The organism is Mycobacterium paraffinicum (assembly GCF_025822865.1).
Taxonomy (GTDB): domain Bacteria; phylum Actinomycetota; class Actinomycetes; order Mycobacteriales; family Mycobacteriaceae; genus Mycobacterium; species Mycobacterium paraffinicum.
The window spans coordinates 228,833-249,152 of sequence record NZ_JACKUR010000014.1 but is presented as its reverse complement, the minus strand read 5'-3'; the positions used below and the strand labels follow the sequence as shown (position 1 = coordinate 249,152).

Sequence of the window (20,320 nt, the reverse complement as noted above, 5' to 3'; positions counted from 1 at the left end):
CCGGTGCGGGGACTGGTGTGGCCGCTGCGACGGGTGCGCACAGTCCGCATTGGAGACTTGTTGTGCCGCAAGCGCAGTCACGTCCCGACGTCGACTGAGCGCCCGAGGAACGCCATCAGCCGGGCAGTCGGCGTCGCATCCGCCGGCGCGGCTTGGGCCGGACCGAAGCCACCCGGGCGCCGCAACATCTGTTCCGGCGCCGATTCCACCAGCCCACGGCCCAGCGCCAGCAGGTCCTCGGGCAGCTCGATCATTCGCCCTTGTGAGCGATGGATGTCCCAGGCGTGCATGGCCAAGTCCGAGACGGGATAGGCCAGGGCCCGATGCAACGCAACCTCGCCTTCCGGCGATGTCCGCATCCCGTCGAACTCGGCGCCCGGCAAGGCGTCTCGTAGCCGCGTCGCCAGCTCACGAAGGCGCGCCGCCGGGTTGTCGCATATCCACTCGGAAGGCTGCGAGGGACCTCCCCAGATCTCGCCGTCCTCCACGAGCGTCACGACTTTCGCTGCGCTGCCGGTGACGTGACCCACCAGCTCGCGCAGACTCCACCCCTCGAGGTTGGATGGCCGGTCCCAGCTGTCGGGTGAAATGCGGTCGACGGCATCGATGAGCAGATCGAGCGCCTCGGCAGCCATCACGCCGATCCCGGAGGTCGTGTTGTCCATTCCTTGTATCTCCTTCCCAGAAGGCAGCTTCGGCGGATCACTTTGCGACCGCGGCGACTCAGCGCGATGCAGCCACACAAACTTGTTCTGTCCCGCGGCGCCCGCCAGGAAAGGCCGCACCAGGCGCGGGTAGGCCCTCATCGCTTCCGCGCGGGGGATCAATTCGGGCCTTTCGAGCGCGTACTCGTTGCCATTCCATGCCAACCCGCATTTGCCGGCGTCCAGCACATTCTCCAGCCAGTCAACATGGGGTACGCCGCCGCCAGCACGAAACCATCGCCGAGCGGATAAGCGCTCAGCGGCGTCACATACGTTCGGCCACTGCGCCGGCCGACGTGCCGCAGTGCGCTCAGGTTGAAGTAGAACATTCCCAGCCGGGTCCCGGCGACGGCGCGCAGATAGGGATTCCCCCGCTTGGCGGGCAGCACCACGAGCCCACGCCTCAGGCTTCGGCTGGTCATGCGGCAGCCTCCTAAAGTTCTAGAGGACAACTTCCGCTACCGTCGGCCGCGTACCGTCCAGAAGTCTAGGGTCGCAAGTCCTTGGACCGGCAGGCGCAAGACTTGACGTCGGCCAATCGCACAGGAGGGCCGCTTGGGCAAGACAGATATCGCAGCGGTTCTCGCGGTCGCGGCCGCCCTGATGGTTGGTATCGGAGACGTCATCCAGCAGCGATCCGCCCAGCAGGTCACCGACAAACCGGTTGGCACCCTCGCGCTGTTTCGCCGATTGCTGCGCGATCGCCAATGGTGGACGGGCAGCCTGGTGGCCGGCGCGGGGTTCGGGTTTCAGGCCGCCGCGCTGGGCCTGGGTTCGGTGGTGCTCGTGCAGGCCCTGTTGGTAACCTCGCTGCTGTTCGCGCTGCTCATCAGCGCGCGGGCGAACCACCGGAGAATCACCGTGCAGCAAGGGATTTGGGCCGTATTGCTGGCAGCCGCGGTTGCGGTGGTGGTGACCGTCGGTGACCCGCAGGAGGGAACGCCGCGAGGGTCGGTGCAGACGTGGACCATCGTGGCGTTGGTCATGGGCCCGGCGCTGATCCTGTGCGTGGTCGGCGCGCGCATGTTCCCGGGCGGGGTCGGCGCCCTGTTGCTGGGCCTGATGTCCGGCTCGCTGTGGGGGTTGTTTTCGGTGTTGACAAAGGGCGTGGTCGACCAACTCGACCACGGCATCCCGGCGTTGCTGCGCATACCCGAGCTATACGTGTGGGTGGTGGTGGCGATCGCGGCCACGGCATGGGAACAATCGGCGTTTCGGGCCGGCCCGCTCACCGCATCGCTTCCTGCGGTCACCGTCGCCGAGCCCGTCGTCGGATCGGTGCTCGGTGTCACCGTGCTGGGCGAGACGCTGCGAACCAACGACGTCGGCCTAGTCGCGCTCGGGGTATCGGTCACCGTCATGGCCGCAGCGGTGATCGCGCTGGCCCACAGCCAGGCCACCGGCGCCCGGCCGGCCGGCGAAAAGCCCGCGGTGTCCGCCTGATCGGCTGCGCGAGCCGACTCGGTGCGCCGTGCCGTCCGGATCGACGTAGGCGAATTCACGCAGACCATAGGGCGTGTCCTGTGGTGGGATCAGGCGGCCATCGAGGCCTTCCAGTGCCGCCCACTCCGCGTAGAGGGCATCGTCGTCGCTGACGTAGAGGTACACGCTGGCGGCGGTGCGCAGCGGGTCGTGCTCGTCCCATTCGGTGAGGTGGATCGACACGGGTCCCCGTTCGACGAAGCCGTAACGACCCGGTCCCTCGTATCGGCGCGCATCGAAGCCGAGTCGCCGATAGCGATCCAGGGCGGCGTCCAGATTCAGGACCGGGACGATCGGCGCTACCGATGTGAAGTCGACTGCGGCCATACCGCGAAACATATCGTTCGGCACCGAACTTGCCCAAGACAACCGGCCGCTGTCGTACGCTTCATTCGCGAAATAATTTCTGAATAGGACGACGCGCGGGGGGTGCGCGAATGCTTGATAGCCGAATCAAGTAGGAAGGCACTCGATATGCGCCGGCTGACAACGGCTTTTGCTACCGCGGCCATCGGAATGCTGGTCGCGGGTTGCGGCAACAATGACGGAGGCGGCGCGGCCTCGTCATCCACCACCACCAGCACCATGGCGTTGTCGTCCAATGCCGCCCTGACGAAGGCCCAGCTGCCCGACCTGATGCTCAGCCCGAGCGAAATCGATACCGCGCTGGGCGTCACCGGAACGTCGAGTGACCCACCGAAAACCGCGCTGGAAGAAGACAGCGTCAAGCGCACCAATTACACCCTTCCCGCCGAATGCAAGTACGCCATCCACGCGGCACTGGAACCCGTTTATGCGAACAGCGGTTACACGGCGGTTTACGGCTACCACGATCTTGCACCCGCTCCCCCGGGCGCAAATGACCTGGAAAGCCCTGACGTGTATCAGTTTGTCGTGTTGTTCCCGTCGCCCGACCAAGCGAACGCGTTTTTCACCACCTCGTCGCAGCAATGGCCCGCCTGCGCCAACCGGGTGGACACCGTACCCGCCGATGACACCCACCCCGAACTTCAGTGGAAGGTGGGACCGGTCGCCAACGCCAACGGGGTTCTGAGCGCAACCGTGACCCTGACCGTCAACCGAAACGGCGTGAACGTAACCATGCCCTGCCAGCGGGCGCTGACCGTCCGCAACAACGTCGTCATCGACGTCGACGCGTGCCGTAAGGACGCGGGAGACCTTGGCGTCGGCATCGCCAATCAGATCGCCGGGAAAGTCGGCAAACAATAAGACTCAATGGCCGCCTGTCGTTTACCTCTTGGTGGTCGCTACTCGCCCGGACCCCGGCGTACGATCTTGCGGCCGGTCAACCGACGCCACTTGCGCCACCACCGATCCTGCCGGTAAGCCGTAGCTGCACACGATGTCGCGGTCCGGTTTCGTGCAGTCTGCTCGAAGGGTCGGTCGCGGGGTGTCGAGGAGGAACGAATGAGCGCATCGGAGACGGCGGCCGAACGCAGCGGGGAGCGGCCGGTGATTCACCTTTCGCAGTTGCTGCGCGCGCCGGTACTCGCCCGCGCCGGAGAAACCGTCGGCCGGGTCGAGGACGTGATCGTCCGGCTGCGGGGTGCCGACGAGTATCCACTGGTGACCGGGATCGTTGCGGGGGTCGGCGGTCGGCGCGTGTTCATCGGCGACAAGTCCATCGACGAGTACAACGCGGACCGAGTCCTGTTGACCAAGAACAAGGTTGACCTTCGCGGCTTCGAGCGCCGCAACGGCGAGGTGCTGTTGCGCGCCGACGTGTTGGGCCACCGGTTGATCGACGTGGCCAACGTGGAGCTGATACGCGCCTACGACGTGGAGCTGGAAGATATCGGCGGCGGATGGATGCTGACGCGCGTGGACACCCGACGGCCACCACGATTGTTCGGGCTGATCAAGCAGTCCGGTGGGCACGCCGCTCGGGACTGGAAGGCGTTCGAACCGCTGATCGGCGACGCTCGCTCCGACGCGGTGCGGCGCCTGTCGGACCGGTTCGGCGAGTTCAAAGCCGCCGAGATCGCCGACCTTCTCGAGGAGGCGGACAAGGCCGAGGGCGGCGAGATCCTCGACCGCGTGCGCAGCGATCCCGAACTCGAAGCCGACGTGTTCGAAGAACTGGAGCCGGAAAAGGCCAGCCGACTCCTCGATGGCATGCCCGATACCGAGGTTGCCGCGCTGCTGGGCCGGATGCGCGCCGACGATGCCGCCGACGCGATCGCCGACCTGCGCCAGTCGCGCCGCCGGCGGGTGCTGGACCTGATGCCGGGCCCGCAGCGCACCAAGGTCATCACCCTGATGGGCTTCAATCCCGAAAGCGCCGGAGGGCTGATGAACGTCGACTTCGTATCGGCCGCCGCCACCACGACGGCGGCCGACGCGTTGGGCCTGATCACCACCGCCGGCACCATACAGCCGGAGGCGCTCATCAAAGTGCATGTTCTCGACGGGGACGGACGGCTCGACGGCGTGGTCTCGGTGATCACGCTGCTACAGGCCCCGGCCGGCGAAACCCTTGAGCGGCTCATGGATTCGGATCCGGTGCGGGTCACCGCCGACGCCGACCTGACTGACGTCGCGCTGTTGATGGCCGACTTCAACCTCTACTCCATCCCGGTGGTGGACGAACAAGACCGCGTGCTCGGCGTGGTCACCGTCGACGACGTGCTCGAGGCGACCATCCCCGAAGACTGGCGTCGGCGTGAGCCCGCGCCGCGTCCCGTCCGCGAGCTCGCCCAACCCGGTGACCCCAACGCACGCGTGCCGGGAGGTAACGCGCCGTGACGGCCGGTCGCGAAGAGACGGCCCACAGCGCGGTGCTCGACACCGCGCACCTCGGCGATATCGAAGGCGCCTTCGGACGGATCAGCGTCGGCGAAACCGAGCACGCACGCACGTGGAAGACGCGGTTGCTGACCCTGCTGGCGATCGTGGGTCCGGGAATCATCGTGATGGTCGGCGACAACGATGCCGGCGGCGTGGCCACCTACGCCCAGGCCGGGCAGAACTACGGCTACTCCCTGCTATGGGTGCTACTGCTGTTGATCCCCGTGCTGATCGTCAACCAGGAAATGGTGGTACGGCTCGGGGCGGTAACGGGCGTCGGACACGCGAGGTTGATCAACGAACGCTTCGGCCGCGGCTGGGGCTGGTTCTCGGTGGGCGACCTGTTCTTGCTGAACTTCTTGACGATCGTCACCGAGTTCATCGGTATCAGCCTGGCCGCCGAATACATCGGCGTCTCCAAATACGTGGTGGTGCCGGTCTCGGCGGTGGCACTGGTCGCGATCATGGCGAGCGGAAGCTTCCGGCGCTGGGAGCGCGCCATGTTCGTCTTCATCGCCGTCACCCTGCTGCAGATCCCGATGCTGCTGATGTCCCACCCGCAGTGGGGTCAGGCGGCGAAATCCCTCGTGATACCGCGCATTTCGGGTGGCGTGAGCTCGGATGCGGTGCTGCTCATCATCGCCATCGTCGGCACCACCGTGGCGCCCTGGCAGTTGTTTTTCCAGCAGTCCAACGTCGTCGACAAGCGCATCACCCCGCGCTTCATCGGCTATGAACGCGCCGATACCGTGCTGGGCGCCTTCGTCGTCGTCATCGGCGCGGCGGCGCTGGTGATGACCGGCGAATGGGCGGCACGTTCCACCAACACCATCGGCGGTTTCACCGACGCCGGCGCCACCGCACACCTGCTCGGGGAACATCGGGGGACGCTCGGCTGGATCTTTGCGATCGTCCTGATGGACGCCTCGATCATCGGCGCCGCCGCGGTGACCCTGGCCACCAGTTACGCCTTCGGTGACGTGTTCGGCCTGAAGCACTCGCTGCACCGCGGGTTCGCCGATGCCAAACAGTTTTACCTCTCCTACACCGCCATGGTGGTGTTGGCCGCGGCCATCGTCCTCATACCGGGCGCTCCGCTCGGTCTGATCACCACCGCCGTTCAGGCCCTTGCCGGCCTACTGCTGCCCAGCGCAAGCGTCTTTCTGCTGCTGCTGTGCAACGACCGGGAAGTGTTGGGGCCGTGGGTCAATCGCCCCTGGCTCAACGGGGTCGCCGGGCTGATCGTCGGCACGCTGCTCCTGCTGTCCGGAATCCTGATGGCCACCACCCTGTTCCCCAAACTCGATGTCGTCGCGGTGGCCGGCTATCTGGCCCTGGTCCTGATCGTCCTCGCGGCTGCGGCCGCACCCGCGCTGCGCTGGATGGCCCGCCGGCAACCCGCAGCGCCCCCGGCACCCCTCCCCGCACGCGGAGTGGACCGCAATAGCTGGCGCATGCCACCCCTGACCCTGCTGGAGCCGGTCACCTGGTCACCGGGCACCCGTCTCGGCATGATCGCGCTGCGCGGCTACCTGATCCTCGGCGCATTGCTTTTGGTGGTCAAAGCAATACAGCTCAGTCACTGATAGTTTGTCGCATCCGACGGGCTACCTCGCCGTACCGCTCGAAACGCTCCGGATCACCCACGGCGTTGTAAAGCACGAGCCGCGTGGCCATTCCGGCATATTTGTCCGTCAGCGCGCCGGCCAACCCGTCCCACGTCGACTCGGTGGCAAAGACCGCGATGTGGTCGTCGCTGACCTGGGCCGCCATTCCCGCGAAGTCCCCGGCCTTCTGCTTCTCCCGAATCCGGGCGGTCGTGCCCTCGAACCCGGCCTGGTCCCAGATGAACGCGTAATTCGGTGTGCTGCCGTAGAAGGCCATGCTGGCCCGCACCACTTCGCGCTGCTTGTGGAGCTCTTCGTCGCTGTCGCCGACGATCGTCATCACCGGTACGATCACTGCGAGGTCCGACGGTGAGCGTCCCGCCTTCGCCGCTCCGTCGGCGATGTTCGGCAGGACGTGACGGGCGATGTAACCCGGCTCGCCGATCGGATGCACATGCACCCCGTCGGCCACTTCGCCCGCCATCCGCAGCATCCACGGATTGACCGCTGCGATATCGACTTTCGGATCGGGCGCCTCGATCGGACCCGGGCTCCACTGCGGAGTGATGAAGTCGAGGTCGTAGAAGTCGCCGTGGTGCTCGAGCGTCCCGGATCTAAACGCCGCGAAGCAGGCCTTGACTGCGAACAGGTAATCGCGCAACCGGGGGCCGGGCCGCTCGAACGCCACGCCGTAGCGCCGGACGACGTGGGTGCGCACCTGGGTGCCCAAGCCGAGCCGGAAGTTTCCGCCGGTCGCTTCCTGAAGCTCCCACGCCGTGGCTGCCGTGACGAAGGGGCTGCGCGGGAACGCCACCGCCACGCCCGTGGACAGCTCAAGGCCCGGAGCGGCCTGCGACGCCACGGCGGCATTGAGGTAGGCCGTCCGGCCAGTCTCGGTGAACAACAGGCCGGAGAAACCGGCGGATTGCGTTCGCCGGGCCAGGTCGCCTATCCGGCGTAGCGGCTGAGGGACCGTCATCGCGTCGACGTGCATTCCTCGGAGCCTACGTGGGGCCGAGCGCCGTTCGGCCGCGGGACAACCGCGCCGACGATATCCGCCTCTTGCTCGGCGGCCGGTGCACAGTGTTAGCTCTGTAGACAGCAGCAACCACAGCCATTTCGCTAATGGGAGGATTTCGAACATGCTTCGTGGATTGGTCATCGCCGGAGCAATGGCATTGGGAATTGCCCTGGCTCCCCCGGCCCCGGCCCCGGCCGCGCCGTCGACGACGACGACCACGACAACGACGACCTCACCGACGGCGGGTGGCAGCGTTTACTACCCGAACTGCAAGGCGGCGTGCGCCGCCGGCGCCGCCCCGATATACGCAGGGCAGCCGGGATACCGGGCACCGCTCGATCGCGATGGCGACGGCATCGCGTGCGAAGTCTGCCATTGACGCCGGGGCGCTCGATGTCCGTGCCCATGGTGCGAAGGCTCGCCGTCATCTCGATGGCCTGTGCCGGTCTCATCGCGTGCGGGTCGCAGCACGTCGCACCGCCCAACGCCTCCAGTTCGAGCGCGACGAAGTCGACGACGCGTCCGAGCTCGAGCGCACCTAGCTCAGTCGCCTCGCCCGCCACCACCAGCACGCCGGCTTGCGTCGGTTTGTCGATATGCCCGCCACCGCCGCCGGATGCCGAAGGAAATCCGGCGTGCTACTACGCCGACGGGTGGCGCGCCGATTCCTCAGGCGCCGGGATCGAGGTGTGGTACTTCCGTGACCCCCAGAACCCGTCCCAGCCGGCCAAAATCACGGCGCTGGTGCGCAAGAAGGATGGGACCAACGAATCCCAGGACGCCGACATCGCCGCCGACCAACAAGTGCACCGGTTCGGATTCCCCAGCGTCGCGCCGTCAGCGGTGCAAGAAGTCTTGCTCACCAGCGTCAGCGGACGCTGCTTCGTCATCGGCGGCTGACGCCCGCGTGCTCAGCGTCGAGGGGGACGGTGGCTCACCGGAGCGGTGAAGCCTTGGGTGTCGTCGAAGTGGGCCCACTGCCCGTCGTCGTTGACCTCCATGCGCCAACCCAGCTCGGTACTGCCGCCGATCGAATGGGTGAACCAGGCGTGCGCGGACTCCGCGCTGGCAAAATCCTTCGTCGCGACGACCCGACCACGTGGGTCGATGACGCGAAACTCAGCCATGGGATGTGATTATCCCTGCCAGCTGCTTTTCAATCGAGCTAAATCGCCCATTTGACGACAAAGCCGACAGCGAACGGTGTTCTCGCGGATCTGGCAAATCCCGGACTACACGGTGCGGGTCAAGCGGTCGGCGAGCAGCTCGGCGAACCTGGCCGGATCGTCGAGCGCGCCACCCTCGGCGAGGAGCGCTGTGCCATATAGCAATTCGGCGGTCTCGGCGACCTCAGCAAGCGCGGCGTCGCCATCCGCCTTCTTCTGCGCCTCGCGCAGCCCGGTGACCAGCGGATGGTTGGGGTTGAGTTCGAGGATCCGCTTACCGACCGGGATGTCCTGCCCGGACGCACGGTAGAGCCGGGCGAGCGCGGGGGTGATTCCGAAGGCGTCGGTGATCAGGCAGGCCGGCGAGTCCGTCAGGCGGCTGGACAGCCGTACCTCCTTGACGTGTTCGCTCAACGTCTCCTTCATCCAGGTCAGCAGGTCGGCGAATTCCTTCTGCTGCTCCTCGCGCTCGGCCTCGCTCTCGTCGCCTTCGGAGCTCAGGTCCACCTCGCCCTTGGCGACCGACTGCAGCGGTTTGCCGTCGAACTCGGTCACGGTGCCCACCCAGACTTCGTCGACCGGGTCGGTGAGCAGTAGGACCTCGTAACCCTTGGCTTTGAACGCCTCCAGGTGCGGCGATTTCAGGATCTGTTGCCGCGTCTCCCCCGTGGCGAAGAAGATCTGCTCCTGGCCGTCCTTCATGCGCTCCACATACTCGGCGAGAGTGGTGGCCTCCTCCTCGCTGTGCGTCGAGGCGAACGAGGATATCTGCAGCAGGGTGTCCCGGTTGTCGAAGTCCGATAGCAGCCCCTCTTTGACGACTCTGCCGAACTGGGTCCAGAAGCTGCGGTAGTCGTCCGGCCGCTCGGACTGCAGTTCCTTGATGGTGGAGAGGACCTTCTTGGTGAGGCGCCGGCGAATCGCCTTGATCTGGCGGTCCTGCTGCAGGATTTCGCGCGACACGTTGAGCGACATGTCCTGTGCATCGACGACGCCCTTGACGAAGCGCAGGTATTCGGGCATGAGCTGGTCGCAGTCGCCCATGATGAACACCCGCTTGACGTACAGCTGAATCCCGGTCTGGGCATCGCGGTTGAACAGGTCGAACGGCGCGTGGGACGGGATGAAGAGCAACGCCTGGTATTCGAAGGTGCCCTCGGCCTTCATCGCGATGACTTCGAGCGGGTCATCCCAGGCATGCGCGATGTGCTTGTAGAACTCCTTGTACTCCTCCTCGGAGACCTCTTCCTTGGGTCGCGCCCAAAGCGCCTTCATCGAGTTGAGGGTCTCGGTATCGATGACGACCTCTTCGCGGGTCTCTTCGGAGCCTTCCTCCACAGGAACCTGGATCCGCCGTTCGATCTCCATGCGGATCGGCCAGGCGATGAAGTCGGAGTACTTCTTCACCAGGCCCCGGATCTTCCACTCCGAGGTGTAGTCGTGCAGCTCATCCTCGGCGTCTTCGGGCTTGAGGTGCAGCGTGACCGATGTTCCCTGCGGAGCGCTCTCGACGGCTTCGATTGTGTAGGTGCCCTCGCCGCTCGACTCCCACCGGGTCGCTTCGCTCTCGCCGGCCTTGCGGGTGAGCAGTTCGACCTTGTCGGCGACCATGAAGCTCGAATAGAAACCGATGCCGAACTGACCGATCAGTTCCTCCGAGGCGGCCGCGTTCTTGGCGTCCTTTGCCTCTCTTAACTGCTGGCGCAGTTCGGCGGTCCCCGACTTGGCCAGGGTGCCGATCAGACCGACGACTTCGTCCCGCGTCATACCGATGCCGTTGTCACGGATGGTCAGCGTGCGTGCGTCCTTATCGACCTCGACCTCGATGTGCAGGTCGGAGGTGTCCAAGTCGAGGTCCTTGTTCCGGAAGGCTTCCAGCCGGAGTTTGTCCAATGCGTCGGAGGCGTTCGAGATCAACTCCCGCAGAAACGAATCCTTATTGGAGTAGACGGAGTGGACCATCAGGTCCAGCAACTGTCGGGCCTCTGCCTGAAACTCCAACTGCTCGACACGCGCGTTCATCGACATTCCCTACATTTCTCCCAAGACATGACGTTTCAAATTTACCGAGGTGCGAAGCGCTCGTGTCCGGGGGTTCGCCCGTAGCGATCACGCCGGGCCTACGCTGAACAGATGTCTGTTGCCCAACGCGAACGAGCGGCCCTTGTCGACACCCTGCGCGGCGTGGGACCCGATGCGCCCACCCTCTGCGAAGGGTGGAAGACGCGCGACCTCGCCGCCCACCTCGTCATCCGGGAGTACCGGCCCGACGCCGCTCCGGGCATCGTCATCCCGTTCTTCGCCCCGCACACCGAGAAGGTGCAGGACCAGACGGCCGAGACCGAGTGGGGCGAGCTGGTGGACAAGGTCGCGTCCGGCCCACCGGTGTACTCACCGTTCAAGCTGCTCGACGCGGTGGCCAACGTCGCCGAGATGTTCATCCACCACGAGGACGTGCGCCGCGCCCAGCCGGGCTGGAACCCGCGCGAGCTCGACCCTGCCCTGGCCGCCAGGCTCCGCCGCACCCTGCCCCTGATGGCCCGGGTAACGCTCGCCAAGGCGCCGGGCCGGGTGGCGTTGCGTACCCCGGAGGGCAAGACGTTGCTGACCGCGGGCCGCGGCCCGGCGGTCACGGTGACCGGTGCGCCCGAGGAGCTGCTGCTGTTCGCGGTCGGGCGCGCCGCGCGAGTCGACTTCGACGGCGACGCATCGGCGGTACAGGCCGTCCGGGATGCGCCCAAAAGGCTGTAGCCCGGCTTCATCCGAAGGCTTCGCGGAGCTCTTTCTTGATCACCTTGCCGAATTGATTGCGCGGCAGCACATCGACGATCACGAGGCGCTCGGGATGTTTGTAGCGGCTCAGCCCGCGTGAACGGCAGTGCCGCAACAGCGATTCCAACGACGGGCCCTCGGCCGACGCCGGCACCACCACCGCGCATACCCGCTCACCGGTGCGCGGGTCGGGGATGCCGATGACCGCCACGTCGGCGACCGCGGGATGAGTGGCCAGCACATTCTCGACTTCGAGGGCCGACACGTTCTCCGCGTTGCGGATGATCGCATCCTTGATGCGGCCGGTGACGCGCACGTTGCCGTCCTCGTCGACCAGCCCGAGATCGCCGGTGCGGAGCCAGCCGTCCTCGTCGAACGCGTCGGCGTCGAGCGTGGCGTCCGCGTACCCGAGAAAGCACTGGGGCCCCTTGAGCCGCAGCTCACCCTCCTGTCCGACGTGCAGTTCGGCTTCGTCGCCGCCGACCACCCGGACGCTGACTCCTGCCGTCGGCGCGCCGACGGTGTGGTCGAGCGACTCGGGCGCGTCGCTGAGCGATGGTGAGGCCGCCACGGGGAATTCGGTGAGTCCCCACGCGTTGGCGATGCCGGGCAGGCCGAAGACCTCGCGGATTTGGCGACCCAGTTCGGCCGTGATCGGCGCGCCGCCGGCCAGGCAGCCGCGCAGGAACGGGAATAGCGGCTGGTCGCCATGGGCTCGTTGGGCCTCAAGGAAGCCGACGAAGAACGGGGTTGCCGTGCCGAGGAAGGTGGGGTTGTGCGCCGCGATGGAAAACGGCGTCGTCGCCGGGTCGAAAACCTCAAAGAGCGCCAGCCGCATGCCGGTTCGCAGCGCGGCGGCCAGCATCACCGCCCCGCCGATGTGCGCGACCGGAAAGGCGATGGGATCGACGTCGCTGCTGGTGATGCCGATCGCGCTGACCAGTCCGGTTGCGCCGGCGATCACCGATGCGTCGGTATGGCGGATTCCTTTGGGCGCCGCGGTCGTTCCCGACGAGTAGTAGACCCAGCGGGCGTCGCGGGCGGACGCCGGCGGCGGCCCGAGCGCGTCGGTGGCCGCGCTTGGCAGCCGAAGCTTGCCGTCGTCCGGCGGCGTCGCCAAGTCAACGGTGATGACTTCGAAGCCCCGCGTCGCGGCCAGGTTCCGTGCCAGCGCCCCGTGCTCGAATCCGCGCCAAAGTTCGGGCACGACAAGGTATTCCGAGGACAGCTGCTCTGTGATGAAACCGACCTCGTGCTCTCGCAATATCGGGATGATGGGATTTTGCACCGCGCCGATCCGGGCCAGCGCCGCCATGACGACCATGGTCTCGAGCGTGGTCGGCAGCTGCCAGGACACGACGGTTCCCGCGCGTATCCCCCGTTCGGTGAATGCGGCGGCGGTCGCGCAGGCGGCATCGTGGAACCCACGGGTGCTCAGGCTGCGCCCCTTGTCGTCGGCGAGCAGCGGCCGCGGCGAGGCCTGCGCCGCGTCGGCGATCAACGTCCAGTAGGTGGCGTCGCTTCCGATGCTCATTCGTTCGTCGGATTGACCAGGGTCGGGCGGAATCCGGAGTGGGCTATCGCTACCGACACACCACTGCCGATCGGCCCCTTGCGGTCGACGAGCACGGCCGAGCCGGTGGCCACACCCTCATGGCTGTAATGAGTCAGCGAGCCCATACCGATGTGGGGCCCTTCGGGCAGCCGGCTCAACGTGAGGGTGTAGTCGGCGTTGATGAATTGCAGACCGTTCGTGCCCCAATTGGCAAGGGAAGCCGTGATATCGGCCGCCATGGCGGCGCGGGTGAAGGCAGTGAGCGGTTCGCCGTCGATGAGCGAGCGTGTTTCATGGAGCCACGTGTATTTCGGGCCGGAGGTGTCGACCCATTCGGGATCGCGATTCTGCAATTCGGTGCCCCAGCCGTAGGTGCGCATGAAAAGCGTGGGTTGCGCGCCGTCCTCGATGGGCAGCGGCGGCATTTGCGGATTCGGCGACCACACCTGCCCCTCTGGCTGAGGGCCGCGCCGCAGAAACAAGGCGCTCCCCCGCGCGACGGGGACACCACGCTGGGTGAGGACAGCCTCGACGAGGCGCAGCCGCCGACGATCGTGGTGCACGGTGGTCTGCACCTCGATGGGTTCCAGCGCCGCCGGTGCGGGAAGGTCGACGGTCAGCCGGGCGGGTTGTAGTTGCGGGTCGTCGACCGCGCGTTCAACGGCCCAGCCCAGCAGTCCGCCGACCACGTGTCCGCTGAGCGAGGGTCCCCACCCGCCGCGCGCGATCGGATTTGGCACGAAACGACTTTCGTCGCGCAGGAAGTACGGCGTCTGCGCCGCTGAATCAACGTCATCCGGCCCGAAATTCGCTTCGATCAATGCGCGACGCTCCGCCCAGAGTTGGGGTCCCCCGTGTGGGGATGGCAACAGTTGATATTACTGTTTGAGTTCCAGTCCCCCGGGGCCGACCTGTCTCAGGTCAATCCCCTAACCGAGCAAGGGTGTTGGCACCCTCAGGCGATCGCCGCACCGACCAAGTGGCCGATCAGGTAGGTGATCGACAATGCGAGACCGCCTCCGATGACATTGCGGAGGACCGCCCGGCTCTTGGGCGCCCCACCCAAACCGGCCGATACCGCCCCGGTGAGCACCAGCGCGGCGAGTACCGCGACCACGGTGACCGGGATTCTCCACGTCGCGGGCGGCGCCAAGATCGCGACCAACGGCAGGAGCGCGCCGACTGCGAACGACAGCGCCGAGGACGACGCGGCCTGCCACGGGTTGGTCAGCTCTTCGGGATTGATACCGAGTTCGACTTCGGCATGGGCGAGGAGCGGATTGTGGTCGGTGAGTTCCTCGGCCACGGTGCGCGCGGTCGCGGCGTTCAGGCCTTTGGCTTCGTACAGGGCGGCAAGCTCGTCCAGCTCGGCGGCCGGATCGTCACGCAGCTCCTGGCGCTCCTTGTGCAACAGCGCCTTCTCGGTGTCCCGCTGGGTGCTCACCGACACGTATTCGCCCAGCGCCATCGACACGGCCCCGGCGACCAGTCCGGCGGTGCCGGCGGTCAATACCGGAGCGCGTTCCACCGTCGCCGCCGCGACTCCCACCACGATGCCCGCCGTCGAGACGATTCCGTCGTTGGCGCCCAGGACTCCGGCGCGCAACCAATTCAATTTCGATGACACCGAACCCGAATGCGGTTCGGAAGGATGGGGATGCGACGGACTCGACACGGCCGCAACGATATACATCAATACCCCGCTCGACTAGGAAACATAGCCTTTCCAAAGCGGCTAGGGGCTCTCGGCCTCGTCGGGTCTCCTGAAGGCGGCCGTGCCAGGCCGGCGTCGATCCGCGACACATAGACGTCTGCGGCGACACGCCGTCGCGGGTCGCAGTGGTTTATGTTTCGCGGTTCCCCGCGCGGGCCGTCCATCTTCCGCTATGTCAACACGCAGGTCGGCACGCCCCAGAAGTTCTGCTTGGGCCACGCACAGCCGATGCATAGGGAGGCTATCTATGGTCGGTTTGTGTAAGGGGGGATTCCGAGGAATTCACTAGTAGTTAGACAGGTGAAGGACTATGAAATTTAAGCAATACTTGGGGGGGATAACCGTCGCCGGTGCCCTGAGCGCCGCCGCATTCGGTATGGGTGCCGGTGTCGCGAACGCCGCGCCGGGAGCACCGCCGGGTCCGGCCGGCAACCATGGTGGGCCAGCTCCGGGCGGTATCCATCCGCCGAACGCACCCGGTGACCCTGGCGGGCCCGGCGGCCCGGGCGGACCCGGTGGTCCCGGCGGCCCGGGCGGACCTCCCGGTGGTCCCGGCGGCCCGGGCGGACCTCCCGGTGGGCCGGGTGGACCAGGCGGACCCGGTCACCCGGGCGGACCTCCGGGTGGACCCGGCGGGCCCGATCATCCGGGCGGTCCGGGCGGTCCGGGTGGACCTGGTGGACCTGGTGGCCCTGGTGGCCCTGGTGGCCCCGGTGGACCCGATCATCCGGGCGGGCCCTGGCACGGAGATGCCCAGCGCGGCTACTTCCGCGGTGCTCCGTGGGGTGACGGGCCGGCACCTTGGGGGCCCGGCGAGCCGCCGCGGCCCGCGTGGGATCGGCCGCTCCCCCCGCCCGGCGCGCAGTGGGGGTATGGCCCGATCAACTACTGGGGCTACCAGGAGACTCCCGTGTGGGATCCCGGATTCAATCAGTGGGGCTTCTGGTTCTTTGGAGTCTGGATTCCGCTGTAAACAGCGTTGAACACAACGCCCGCTTCGCCATTCGGCGAGGCGGGCGTTGTGCTGTCACATGACAGCTCCGCCCGGTCAGGACATCGGCGGATCATTTTGCGGCCCAACCGTTTATCCGCGAACCACGAACAACCGACAGTCGCCGCCCTCGCTTGGGTGGGACTTTCGGCCTTTTGGTGGGGGCCGTACGCCATGCCACAGATGCCGTATGGCCCTCGTTTGACGGGTCTCGGTAACGAAACATTGAGGTCACGGCTGTGTTTCAGCACGTCCCAGGCCTGAGCGATCGACTGAAAGAGGAGGCGCGATGACCACGCCTGACTTCAAGCCCGCTGTCCGGCGGCAAGCGCAAGATCCGCGCGTAACCCTCCTCTACGCCGCCACACTCGTCGTCGCCGTGGTGTCGGGCATCCTCGCATTGGCGGCCCTCGCAGCCGGCTCGCCACTCCAGTTCGGTGTCACGGCGGCGGTATTCGGCGCCGGGTGGATCGCGACCGACTTCATTGAACGGACGGCTGAGCGCGGGCAGGAGCGTTTCGCCCGGCAATGCGTCGTCGCAAGGCCGGTCCCCGGCTATCGGCCCTCCCGCGTCGTCTACGGCGTTGACTGCGAGCATCTCTCGCGACCGGCTCCACGCGTTCTGAACAGGCTAGCCGCCTGACGATCGCTCAGCTCTTAGTGCCGACGGTGATCAGGTCGGAGATGATCCGCGTCCAGGCCGGACGCGGGATGCGGTGCTGATCGCTGATGACGAACCCGGCGCCTTCGAACAAAGCCTTCATCTCCGCCGGCGACGCATTGTGTTGTGGCTTCCACCTATTCGCCGAGGGCGCCTGCAGCCGCGGTTGCCGCGTGCTCAGGGCCGCGACGGCCACCAACCCGCCGGGCGCCAGCACGCGGTGGAATTCGCGCAACGCCGCCGGCTGGTCGAAGAAGTGGAACGCCGACGTGGTCACCACGGCGTCGAGCGCGCCGTCGTCGAAGGGCAGCTGCTCAGCCGGGCCGCGCAACCACTGCACCCGGTCGGTTCTGGCACGCGCCTGGGCGAGCATGCCATCCGACATGTCGATACCGTAGATCTCGTCGGGCTGCAGCTCGCGGGCGATCCGATCGCTGAGAATGCCGGTGCCGCAGGCGATATCGGCGATCTTGCGGGCATGGTGGGCGCGTAGCTGCGCAATCACCTCGTCGTGCGGCGGACGGTAAACCCACTGCTGCAGGACCGGCAGATCGTAGGCCGGAGCGAGAAAGCTCCAGAGCCGAGTGACCGCATCGTTGAGTCCGCGCCGGCTCGGTGCCGTCATTCGCTCAGCACCGAGCTGTAATAGACGGTGTCGGCGACGGACACCGAGTCGTTCGTCTGCGGAATCGCCGTCAGCCCACTGTCCGCCAGCAGCTCACTCATCTGGGTGCCGACCGTCTGCCACCCCAATTTCTTCAGGTAGTCGGCGACGTCGTTGCGCTCACCCTCGAAACCCAGCTCCTCCCAATCCAGCTCGAAGCCGTGGTCACGCCATTTGGCGGTGGCCCTGCGCATCATTTCCCGCGCTTTTTCGACGTCCTGCTGCGGCCGGTCCGGAATGGCTTCGACGGCTAGCCTGCTGCCCTCGGCGCTCAGCGCGGAGATGTTGTCCAGCAAGCGGTCCTGAGCCTCTGGCGGCAGGTATCCGAAGAGCCCTTCCGCGATCCATGCGGTCGGGCGGCCCTTGTCAAAACCGTTGTCCACCAACGCTTTCGGCCAGTCACGTCGCAAGTCGATGGCGACCGTGTGCAGGTCCGCCTGGGGGCGGCGCCCAGCTTCGCCAAGGTGGTGGTCTTGAACTCGATCACCTCCGGCTGGTCGATTTCGAACACCGTCATGTCGACGGGCCAGTCCAGCCGGTAGGCGAGACCGGACGCCAGGATCACCGCCTGACGGATCCCGGCTTGCGCCGCCTCCTGAAAGAAGGTGTCGAAGAACCGGGTCCGGGCGGCCATCGCCACGGGCATGTGCTCGAGTTTCCAACCGGATTCGTGATCGTCGACGTCGGCCGCGACAAGGTCGCCGTCGACCCATCGCGTGAAGAAGTCCACGCCCACGGCGCGAACCAATGGTTCGGCGAACCGGTCCTCGATCAGCGGCTTGTCGGCCTTGGTCGCGATCGCGCGGGCCGCAGCCACCATCGTGGCCGTCGCGCCCACACTGGTGGCCAAATCCCAAGTGTCGTTGTCCGTGCGTGGCATGCGTTTGGTCCCCTCGGTCTAAGCGATACTTAGCCAGTATAACGACCGCGAGGGGGGATAAGTTCCCGAGCATTTGCGGCAGGTTGCCGCACGGCTCAGCGTCCGGCTACCGAGCCCTAACCCGGACCGGGACCACCCGGGCCGCCGGGACCACCGGGACCACCGGGACCACCGGGCCCGCCCGGTCCGCCGGGACCACCCGGGCCGCCAGGACCACCGGGACCGCCCGGCCCGTTCACGGCGGGGACCCAGGGCACGCATTGATGCAAATCCACGCTCCACACAAACCCCGCAGCACAATTGGGGTCGGCCCGCCCGATCGCCGGCGCCGTGACTGCCGCCAACATCGCCAGTGCGAGGGCGAATGCGCCGAACGCCCAGACCCGTACCAACTGCTTGATGGTCATACCGGTCTCCTCCCGAGCCCGACACTCATTTTGCGGCACGCAACCCATCGGCGGTGCTGTTATTCGGTAACCAATTCGAAGACCGGGATGACCCGGTCGGTGCGCTCCTGATATTCGCCAAACCCGGGCGCCCGTTCGACGACGATCCGATAAACGGAATCGCGCTCGCCGCGGGGTAATTCGCGCACAGTCGCGCGCTTGGGGGCCTGCGAGCCGATCTCCACAGTCACCCGCGGGTGGGCGCGGATGTTATGCACCCATGCGGGGTTGTTGTCCCGGCCGGCGGCGGATCCGACGACATAGATTTTGCCGTCGACGTCGAAATAGGCGACGGGGTTCACCCGCTGCGCACCGCTACGCGCACCGGTCGACGTCAACAGCAGCAACGGGAAGCCCTCGAACTGTCCACCCACCTTGCCCCCGTTGCGGCGGAATTCCTCGATATTGCGCTCGTTGAAATCGCGCTCCGACTCCATCGCATCATCGACCATCACCCCATCCTGGCATGGGCATCCGGACACCGAGCGACCCACGATTGATCGCCGCGGAATCCGGGTATCAAGTGGGACATCCCATCGGGGGGGTATCCGCTTCCGTAGCAACGAAGTGAGCACGAGATGGTCGGCTGGCTGGACAGGCTGCAACGCCGAAACCGCGTCGCGGGTGTGGTGATCGGCGTCATTTACAAATACCTCGACGATCAAGGCGGCTACCTGTCCGCCCTGATCACCTACTACGGGTTCGTGTCGCTGTTCCCGCTGCTGCTGCTGTTGACGACCGGCCTCGGGGTCATCCTGGCCGGACGCCCCGACCTGCAGGGACAAGTGCTGCACAGCACCTTGAGCCAATTCCCGGTCATCGGCAGTCAGCTACATGAGCCCGCCGGGCTCAGCGGAGGAACCGTCGCCGTGGTCGTCGGCGTCCTCGGCGCGCTTTACGGCGGTCTGGGCGTCGGGCAGGCGGTGCAGAACGCGATGGACTCGGTGTGGGCCGTCCCGAGGAACAAGCGTCCTGACCCGATTCGCTCACGCCTGCGCAGCTTGATGCTGTTGTTGGTCCTCGGCTCGGCGGCGCTCGCCGCGACCGCCCTGTCCGCCGCCGGCCAGGCCACCGGGGCGCTGGGCGTATTCGGAAAGATCGGCGTCGCACTGGTCGCCGTGGTGATCAACGCGTTGATCTGCCTGGTGGCATTTCGCGTGACGACCGCGCGAGACCTCACCTATCGTCAAGTCTTGCCGGGAGCGCTTGCGGCAGCCGTGATCTGGCAGATATTGCAGTGGGGCGGTGCCGGATACATTCGCCACACGGTGAAGACGGCCAGCGCTACCAACAGCGTCTTCGCATTGGTGCTGGGATTGCTGGCCTTTCTTTTCCTGATCTCGTCCACACTGGTCGTGTGCGCCGAGATCAATGTCGTTCTGGTGGAAGGGCTTTACCCGCGAGCCCTGCTCACTCCCTTCACTGATGACGCGGAACTCACACCGGCTGACCGCAAGACCTACACCAAGAAGGCAAAAGCCGAGCGCGTCAAGGGCTTTCAACGCGTGAGCGTCAGGTTCGGCGACCTCCGCCGCAACGCGACCGCTCCCCCGACGCCGACCATCCCCAGCCGGCCTACCGGGTAGTCAGCTACCACGTCCGGTTTGTTGCTGCAGTTCGTCGATGAGCTCCGACGCTTGCGCCTTCGTCAAATCTTCGGGAACGTCGCGCCCTGCTTCCTGAGCCAAGGTGTGCGCGTAGCTGCGCTGCGGACCGGTCATCGGTTCGTCGCCGGTCACCCATTCGGACGTCTCCTTCTCGGGATTTTCGCTCGGCGCCTGCCGGCTGTCTGTCATGTTCTTCACCTCCGCGACGAGGGATAACCATCGCACGTACGTTCGAAACATGG

General features: G+C 66.4%; 22 protein-coding genes and 2 pseudogenes. 10 read left to right on the top strand and 14 right to left on the bottom strand.

The features are described from left to right. Positions 1-77: 77 nt before the first annotated feature. Positions 78-665: a TIGR03086 family metal-binding protein gene (locus H7J89_RS04720; RefSeq protein ID WP_264036919.1), complete on the bottom strand. Its 588-nt coding sequence runs from the start codon at positions 663-665 to the stop codon at positions 78-80. A 158-nt stretch (positions 666-823) separates the two neighbouring features. After that, entirely contained in the window at positions 824-1,126 is a 303-nt protein-coding gene (locus tag H7J89_RS04715) for a hypothetical protein (protein WP_264036917.1), read from the bottom strand. A gap of 133 nt (positions 1,127-1,259) precedes the next feature. Between H7J89_RS04715 and H7J89_RS04710 the strand changes: the two genes are divergently transcribed. After that, positions 1,260-2,147: a DMT family transporter gene (locus H7J89_RS04710; protein ID WP_264036914.1), complete on the top strand. Its 888-nt coding sequence runs from the start codon at positions 1,260-1,262 to the stop codon at positions 2,145-2,147. Between the two features lie 9 nt (positions 2,148-2,156). Here the strand turns inward: H7J89_RS04710 and H7J89_RS04705 are convergent. Continuing rightward, positions 2,157-2,513: pseudogene (locus H7J89_RS04705) on the bottom strand (bleomycin resistance protein); the annotation flags it as partial. Positions 2,514-2,660: 147 nt separating this feature from the next. On the opposite strand from H7J89_RS04705, the gene H7J89_RS04700 reads away from it, so the two are divergent. The 3 genes from H7J89_RS04700 to H7J89_RS04690 all read left to right on the top strand — a co-directional run bounded on the left by H7J89_RS04700 (position 2,661) and on the right by H7J89_RS04690 (position 6,580). Further along, positions 2,661-3,416 carry a sensor domain-containing protein gene (locus tag H7J89_RS04700; protein WP_264036912.1) on the top strand — a complete coding sequence of 252 codons (756 nt, stop codon included), beginning with the start codon at positions 2,661-2,663 and terminating at the stop codon, positions 3,414-3,416. A gap of 198 nt (positions 3,417-3,614) precedes the next feature. Further along, positions 3,615-4,952 (top strand): magnesium transporter MgtE N-terminal domain-containing protein, encoded by a 1,338-nt coding sequence (locus tag H7J89_RS04695; RefSeq protein WP_264036908.1) that lies wholly within the window; start codon positions 3,615-3,617, stop codon positions 4,950-4,952. Further along, complete coding sequence (locus H7J89_RS04690) at positions 4,949-6,580, top strand: Nramp family divalent metal transporter (RefSeq protein WP_264036905.1); 1,632 nt, start codon at positions 4,949-4,951, stop codon at positions 6,578-6,580. Before H7J89_RS04695 ends, H7J89_RS04690 begins: the two co-directional genes overlap by 4 nt. Here H7J89_RS04690 and H7J89_RS04685 read toward each other — a convergent pair. After that, positions 6,570-7,595 carry a TIGR03617 family F420-dependent LLM class oxidoreductase gene (locus tag H7J89_RS04685; protein ID WP_264036904.1) on the bottom strand — a complete coding sequence of 342 codons (1,026 nt, stop codon included), beginning with the start codon at positions 7,593-7,595 and terminating at the stop codon, positions 6,570-6,572. The genes H7J89_RS04690 and H7J89_RS04685 overlap by 11 nt on opposite strands. 148 nt (positions 7,596-7,743) lie before the next feature. Between H7J89_RS04685 and H7J89_RS25880 the strand changes: the two genes are divergently transcribed. Next, positions 7,744-8,001 carry an excalibur calcium-binding domain-containing protein gene (locus H7J89_RS25880; RefSeq protein WP_372513710.1) on the top strand — a complete coding sequence of 86 codons (258 nt, stop codon included), beginning with the start codon at positions 7,744-7,746 and terminating at the stop codon, positions 7,999-8,001. Between the two features lie 14 nt (positions 8,002-8,015). Then, positions 8,016-8,522, top strand: coding sequence for a hypothetical protein (locus H7J89_RS04675; protein WP_264036901.1), 507 nt, complete (start codon positions 8,016-8,018; stop codon positions 8,520-8,522). 11 nt (positions 8,523-8,533) lie between these two features. Here H7J89_RS04675 and H7J89_RS04670 read toward each other — a convergent pair whose 3' ends face one another. Together H7J89_RS04670 and htpG are read right to left on the bottom strand one after the other, a co-directional pair. Next, the gene (locus tag H7J89_RS04670; protein WP_264036899.1) at positions 8,534-8,749 is read right to left on the bottom strand and encodes a hypothetical protein; all 216 of its coding nucleotides are present in this window, start codon (positions 8,747-8,749) and stop codon (positions 8,534-8,536) included. A gap of 105 nt (positions 8,750-8,854) precedes the next feature. Then, entirely contained in the window at positions 8,855-10,810 is a 1,956-nt protein-coding gene (gene htpG, locus H7J89_RS04665) for a molecular chaperone HtpG (RefSeq protein ID WP_264036897.1), read from the bottom strand. A 111-nt stretch (positions 10,811-10,921) separates the two neighbouring features. Between htpG and H7J89_RS04660 the strand changes: the two genes are divergently transcribed. Next, on the top strand, positions 10,922-11,539 hold the full coding sequence (locus tag H7J89_RS04660) for a TIGR03085 family metal-binding protein (RefSeq protein WP_264036895.1): 618 nt from the start codon (positions 10,922-10,924) through the stop codon (positions 11,537-11,539). A 7-nt stretch (positions 11,540-11,546) separates the two neighbouring features. Here the strand turns inward: H7J89_RS04660 and H7J89_RS04655 are convergent, their stop codons facing one another. From H7J89_RS04655 to H7J89_RS04645, 3 genes are all read right to left on the bottom strand, one after another. Further along, positions 11,547-13,094 (bottom strand): class I adenylate-forming enzyme family protein, encoded by a 1,548-nt coding sequence (locus tag H7J89_RS04655; RefSeq protein ID WP_264036893.1) that lies wholly within the window; start codon positions 13,092-13,094, stop codon positions 11,547-11,549. Further along, positions 13,091-13,936, bottom strand: coding sequence for an acyl-CoA thioesterase domain-containing protein (locus H7J89_RS04650; RefSeq protein ID WP_372513717.1), 846 nt, complete (start codon positions 13,934-13,936; stop codon positions 13,091-13,093). Before H7J89_RS04650 ends, H7J89_RS04655 begins: the two co-directional genes overlap by 4 nt. A gap of 134 nt (positions 13,937-14,070) precedes the next feature. Continuing rightward, the gene (locus H7J89_RS04645; protein WP_264036890.1) at positions 14,071-14,808 is read right to left on the bottom strand and encodes a VIT1/CCC1 transporter family protein; all 738 of its coding nucleotides are present in this window, start codon (positions 14,806-14,808) and stop codon (positions 14,071-14,073) included. A 331-nt stretch (positions 14,809-15,139) separates the two neighbouring features. Between H7J89_RS04645 and H7J89_RS04640 the strand changes: the two genes are divergently transcribed. Then, complete coding sequence (locus H7J89_RS04640; RefSeq protein WP_264036888.1) at positions 15,140-15,802, top strand: chitin-binding protein; 663 nt, start codon at positions 15,140-15,142, stop codon at positions 15,800-15,802. Between the two features lie 307 nt (positions 15,803-16,109). Next, positions 16,110-16,463, top strand: a complete 354-nt coding sequence (locus H7J89_RS04635; RefSeq protein ID WP_264036886.1) for a hypothetical protein — start codon at positions 16,110-16,112, stop codon at positions 16,461-16,463. A 7-nt stretch (positions 16,464-16,470) separates the two neighbouring features. Here the strand turns inward: H7J89_RS04635 and H7J89_RS04630 are convergent, their stop codons facing one another. The 4 genes and pseudogenes from H7J89_RS04630 to H7J89_RS04615 form a co-directional block, all read right to left on the bottom strand. Continuing rightward, the gene (locus H7J89_RS04630; protein ID WP_264036884.1) at positions 16,471-17,106 is read right to left on the bottom strand and encodes a class I SAM-dependent methyltransferase; all 636 of its coding nucleotides are present in this window, start codon (positions 17,104-17,106) and stop codon (positions 16,471-16,473) included. Beyond that, a pseudogene (locus H7J89_RS04625) lies at positions 17,103-17,965 on the bottom strand (class I SAM-dependent methyltransferase). The gene H7J89_RS04630 and the pseudogene H7J89_RS04625 overlap by 4 nt, the downstream one beginning before the upstream one ends. Before the next feature lie 176 nt (positions 17,966-18,141). After that, entirely contained in the window at positions 18,142-18,432 is a 291-nt protein-coding gene (locus H7J89_RS04620) for a hypothetical protein (RefSeq protein ID WP_264036882.1), read from the bottom strand. A gap of 59 nt (positions 18,433-18,491) precedes the next feature. Beyond that, entirely contained in the window at positions 18,492-18,923 is a 432-nt protein-coding gene (locus H7J89_RS04615; RefSeq protein ID WP_264036879.1) for a nitroreductase/quinone reductase family protein, read from the bottom strand. Between the two features lie 126 nt (positions 18,924-19,049). On the opposite strand from H7J89_RS04615, the gene H7J89_RS04610 reads away from it, so the two are divergent. Beyond that, a complete protein-coding gene (locus H7J89_RS04610) occupies positions 19,050-20,057 on the top strand; it encodes a YihY/virulence factor BrkB family protein (RefSeq protein WP_264036877.1) in 1,008 nt (335 codons plus the stop codon). On the opposite strand, the gene H7J89_RS04605 is transcribed toward H7J89_RS04610, so the two are convergent. Next, complete coding sequence (locus H7J89_RS04605) at positions 20,058-20,267, bottom strand: DUF3072 domain-containing protein (protein WP_264036875.1); 210 nt, start codon at positions 20,265-20,267, stop codon at positions 20,058-20,060. Between the last annotated feature and the right edge of the window lie 53 nt (positions 20,268-20,320).

Excerpts from the sequence above, each read along its gene's own strand:
- H7J89_RS04715 (WP_264036917.1), bottom strand. The coding sequence starts at position 1,126 with ATGACCAGCCGAAGCCTGAGGCGTGGGCTCGTGGTGCTGCCCGCCAAG.
- H7J89_RS04720 (WP_264036919.1), bottom strand. The coding sequence starts at position 665 with ATGGACAACACGACCTCCGGGATCGGCGTGATGGCTGCCGAGGCGCTC.
- H7J89_RS04695 (WP_264036908.1), top strand. The coding sequence starts at position 3,615 with ATGAGCGCATCGGAGACGGCGGCCGAACGCAGCGGGGAGCGGCCGGTG.
- htpG (WP_264036897.1), bottom strand. The coding sequence starts at position 10,810 with ATGAACGCGCGTGTCGAGCAGTTGGAGTTTCAGGCAGAGGCCCGACAG.
- H7J89_RS04655 (WP_264036893.1), bottom strand. The coding sequence starts at position 13,094 with ATGAGCATCGGAAGCGACGCCACCTACTGGACGTTGATCGCCGACGCG.
- H7J89_RS04685 (WP_264036904.1), bottom strand. The coding sequence starts at position 7,595 with ATGCACGTCGACGCGATGACGGTCCCTCAGCCGCTACGCCGGATAGGC.
- H7J89_RS25880 (WP_372513710.1), top strand. The coding sequence starts at position 7,744 with ATGCTTCGTGGATTGGTCATCGCCGGAGCAATGGCATTGGGAATTGCC.
- H7J89_RS04675 (WP_264036901.1), top strand. The coding sequence starts at position 8,016 with ATGTCCGTGCCCATGGTGCGAAGGCTCGCCGTCATCTCGATGGCCTGT.
- H7J89_RS04645 (WP_264036890.1), bottom strand. The coding sequence starts at position 14,808 with ATGTATATCGTTGCGGCCGTGTCGAGTCCGTCGCATCCCCATCCTTCC.
- H7J89_RS04670 (WP_264036899.1), bottom strand. The coding sequence starts at position 8,749 with ATGGCTGAGTTTCGCGTCATCGACCCACGTGGTCGGGTCGTCGCGACG.
- H7J89_RS04635 (WP_264036886.1), top strand. The coding sequence starts at position 16,110 with ATGACCACGCCTGACTTCAAGCCCGCTGTCCGGCGGCAAGCGCAAGAT.
- H7J89_RS04605 (WP_264036875.1), bottom strand. The coding sequence starts at position 20,267 with ATGACAGACAGCCGGCAGGCGCCGAGCGAAAATCCCGAGAAGGAGACG.
- H7J89_RS04610 (WP_264036877.1), top strand. The coding sequence starts at position 19,050 with ATGGTCGGCTGGCTGGACAGGCTGCAACGCCGAAACCGCGTCGCGGGT.
- H7J89_RS04660 (WP_264036895.1), top strand. The coding sequence starts at position 10,922 with ATGTCTGTTGCCCAACGCGAACGAGCGGCCCTTGTCGACACCCTGCGC.
- H7J89_RS04620 (WP_264036882.1), bottom strand. The coding sequence starts at position 18,432 with ATGACCATCAAGCAGTTGGTACGGGTCTGGGCGTTCGGCGCATTCGCC.
- H7J89_RS04640 (WP_264036888.1), top strand. The coding sequence starts at position 15,140 with ATGAAATTTAAGCAATACTTGGGGGGGATAACCGTCGCCGGTGCCCTG.
- H7J89_RS04615 (WP_264036879.1), bottom strand. The coding sequence starts at position 18,923 with ATGGTCGATGATGCGATGGAGTCGGAGCGCGATTTCAACGAGCGCAAT.
- H7J89_RS04630 (WP_264036884.1), bottom strand. The coding sequence starts at position 17,106 with ATGACGGCACCGAGCCGGCGCGGACTCAACGATGCGGTCACTCGGCTC.
- H7J89_RS04700 (WP_264036912.1), top strand. The coding sequence starts at position 2,661 with ATGCGCCGGCTGACAACGGCTTTTGCTACCGCGGCCATCGGAATGCTG.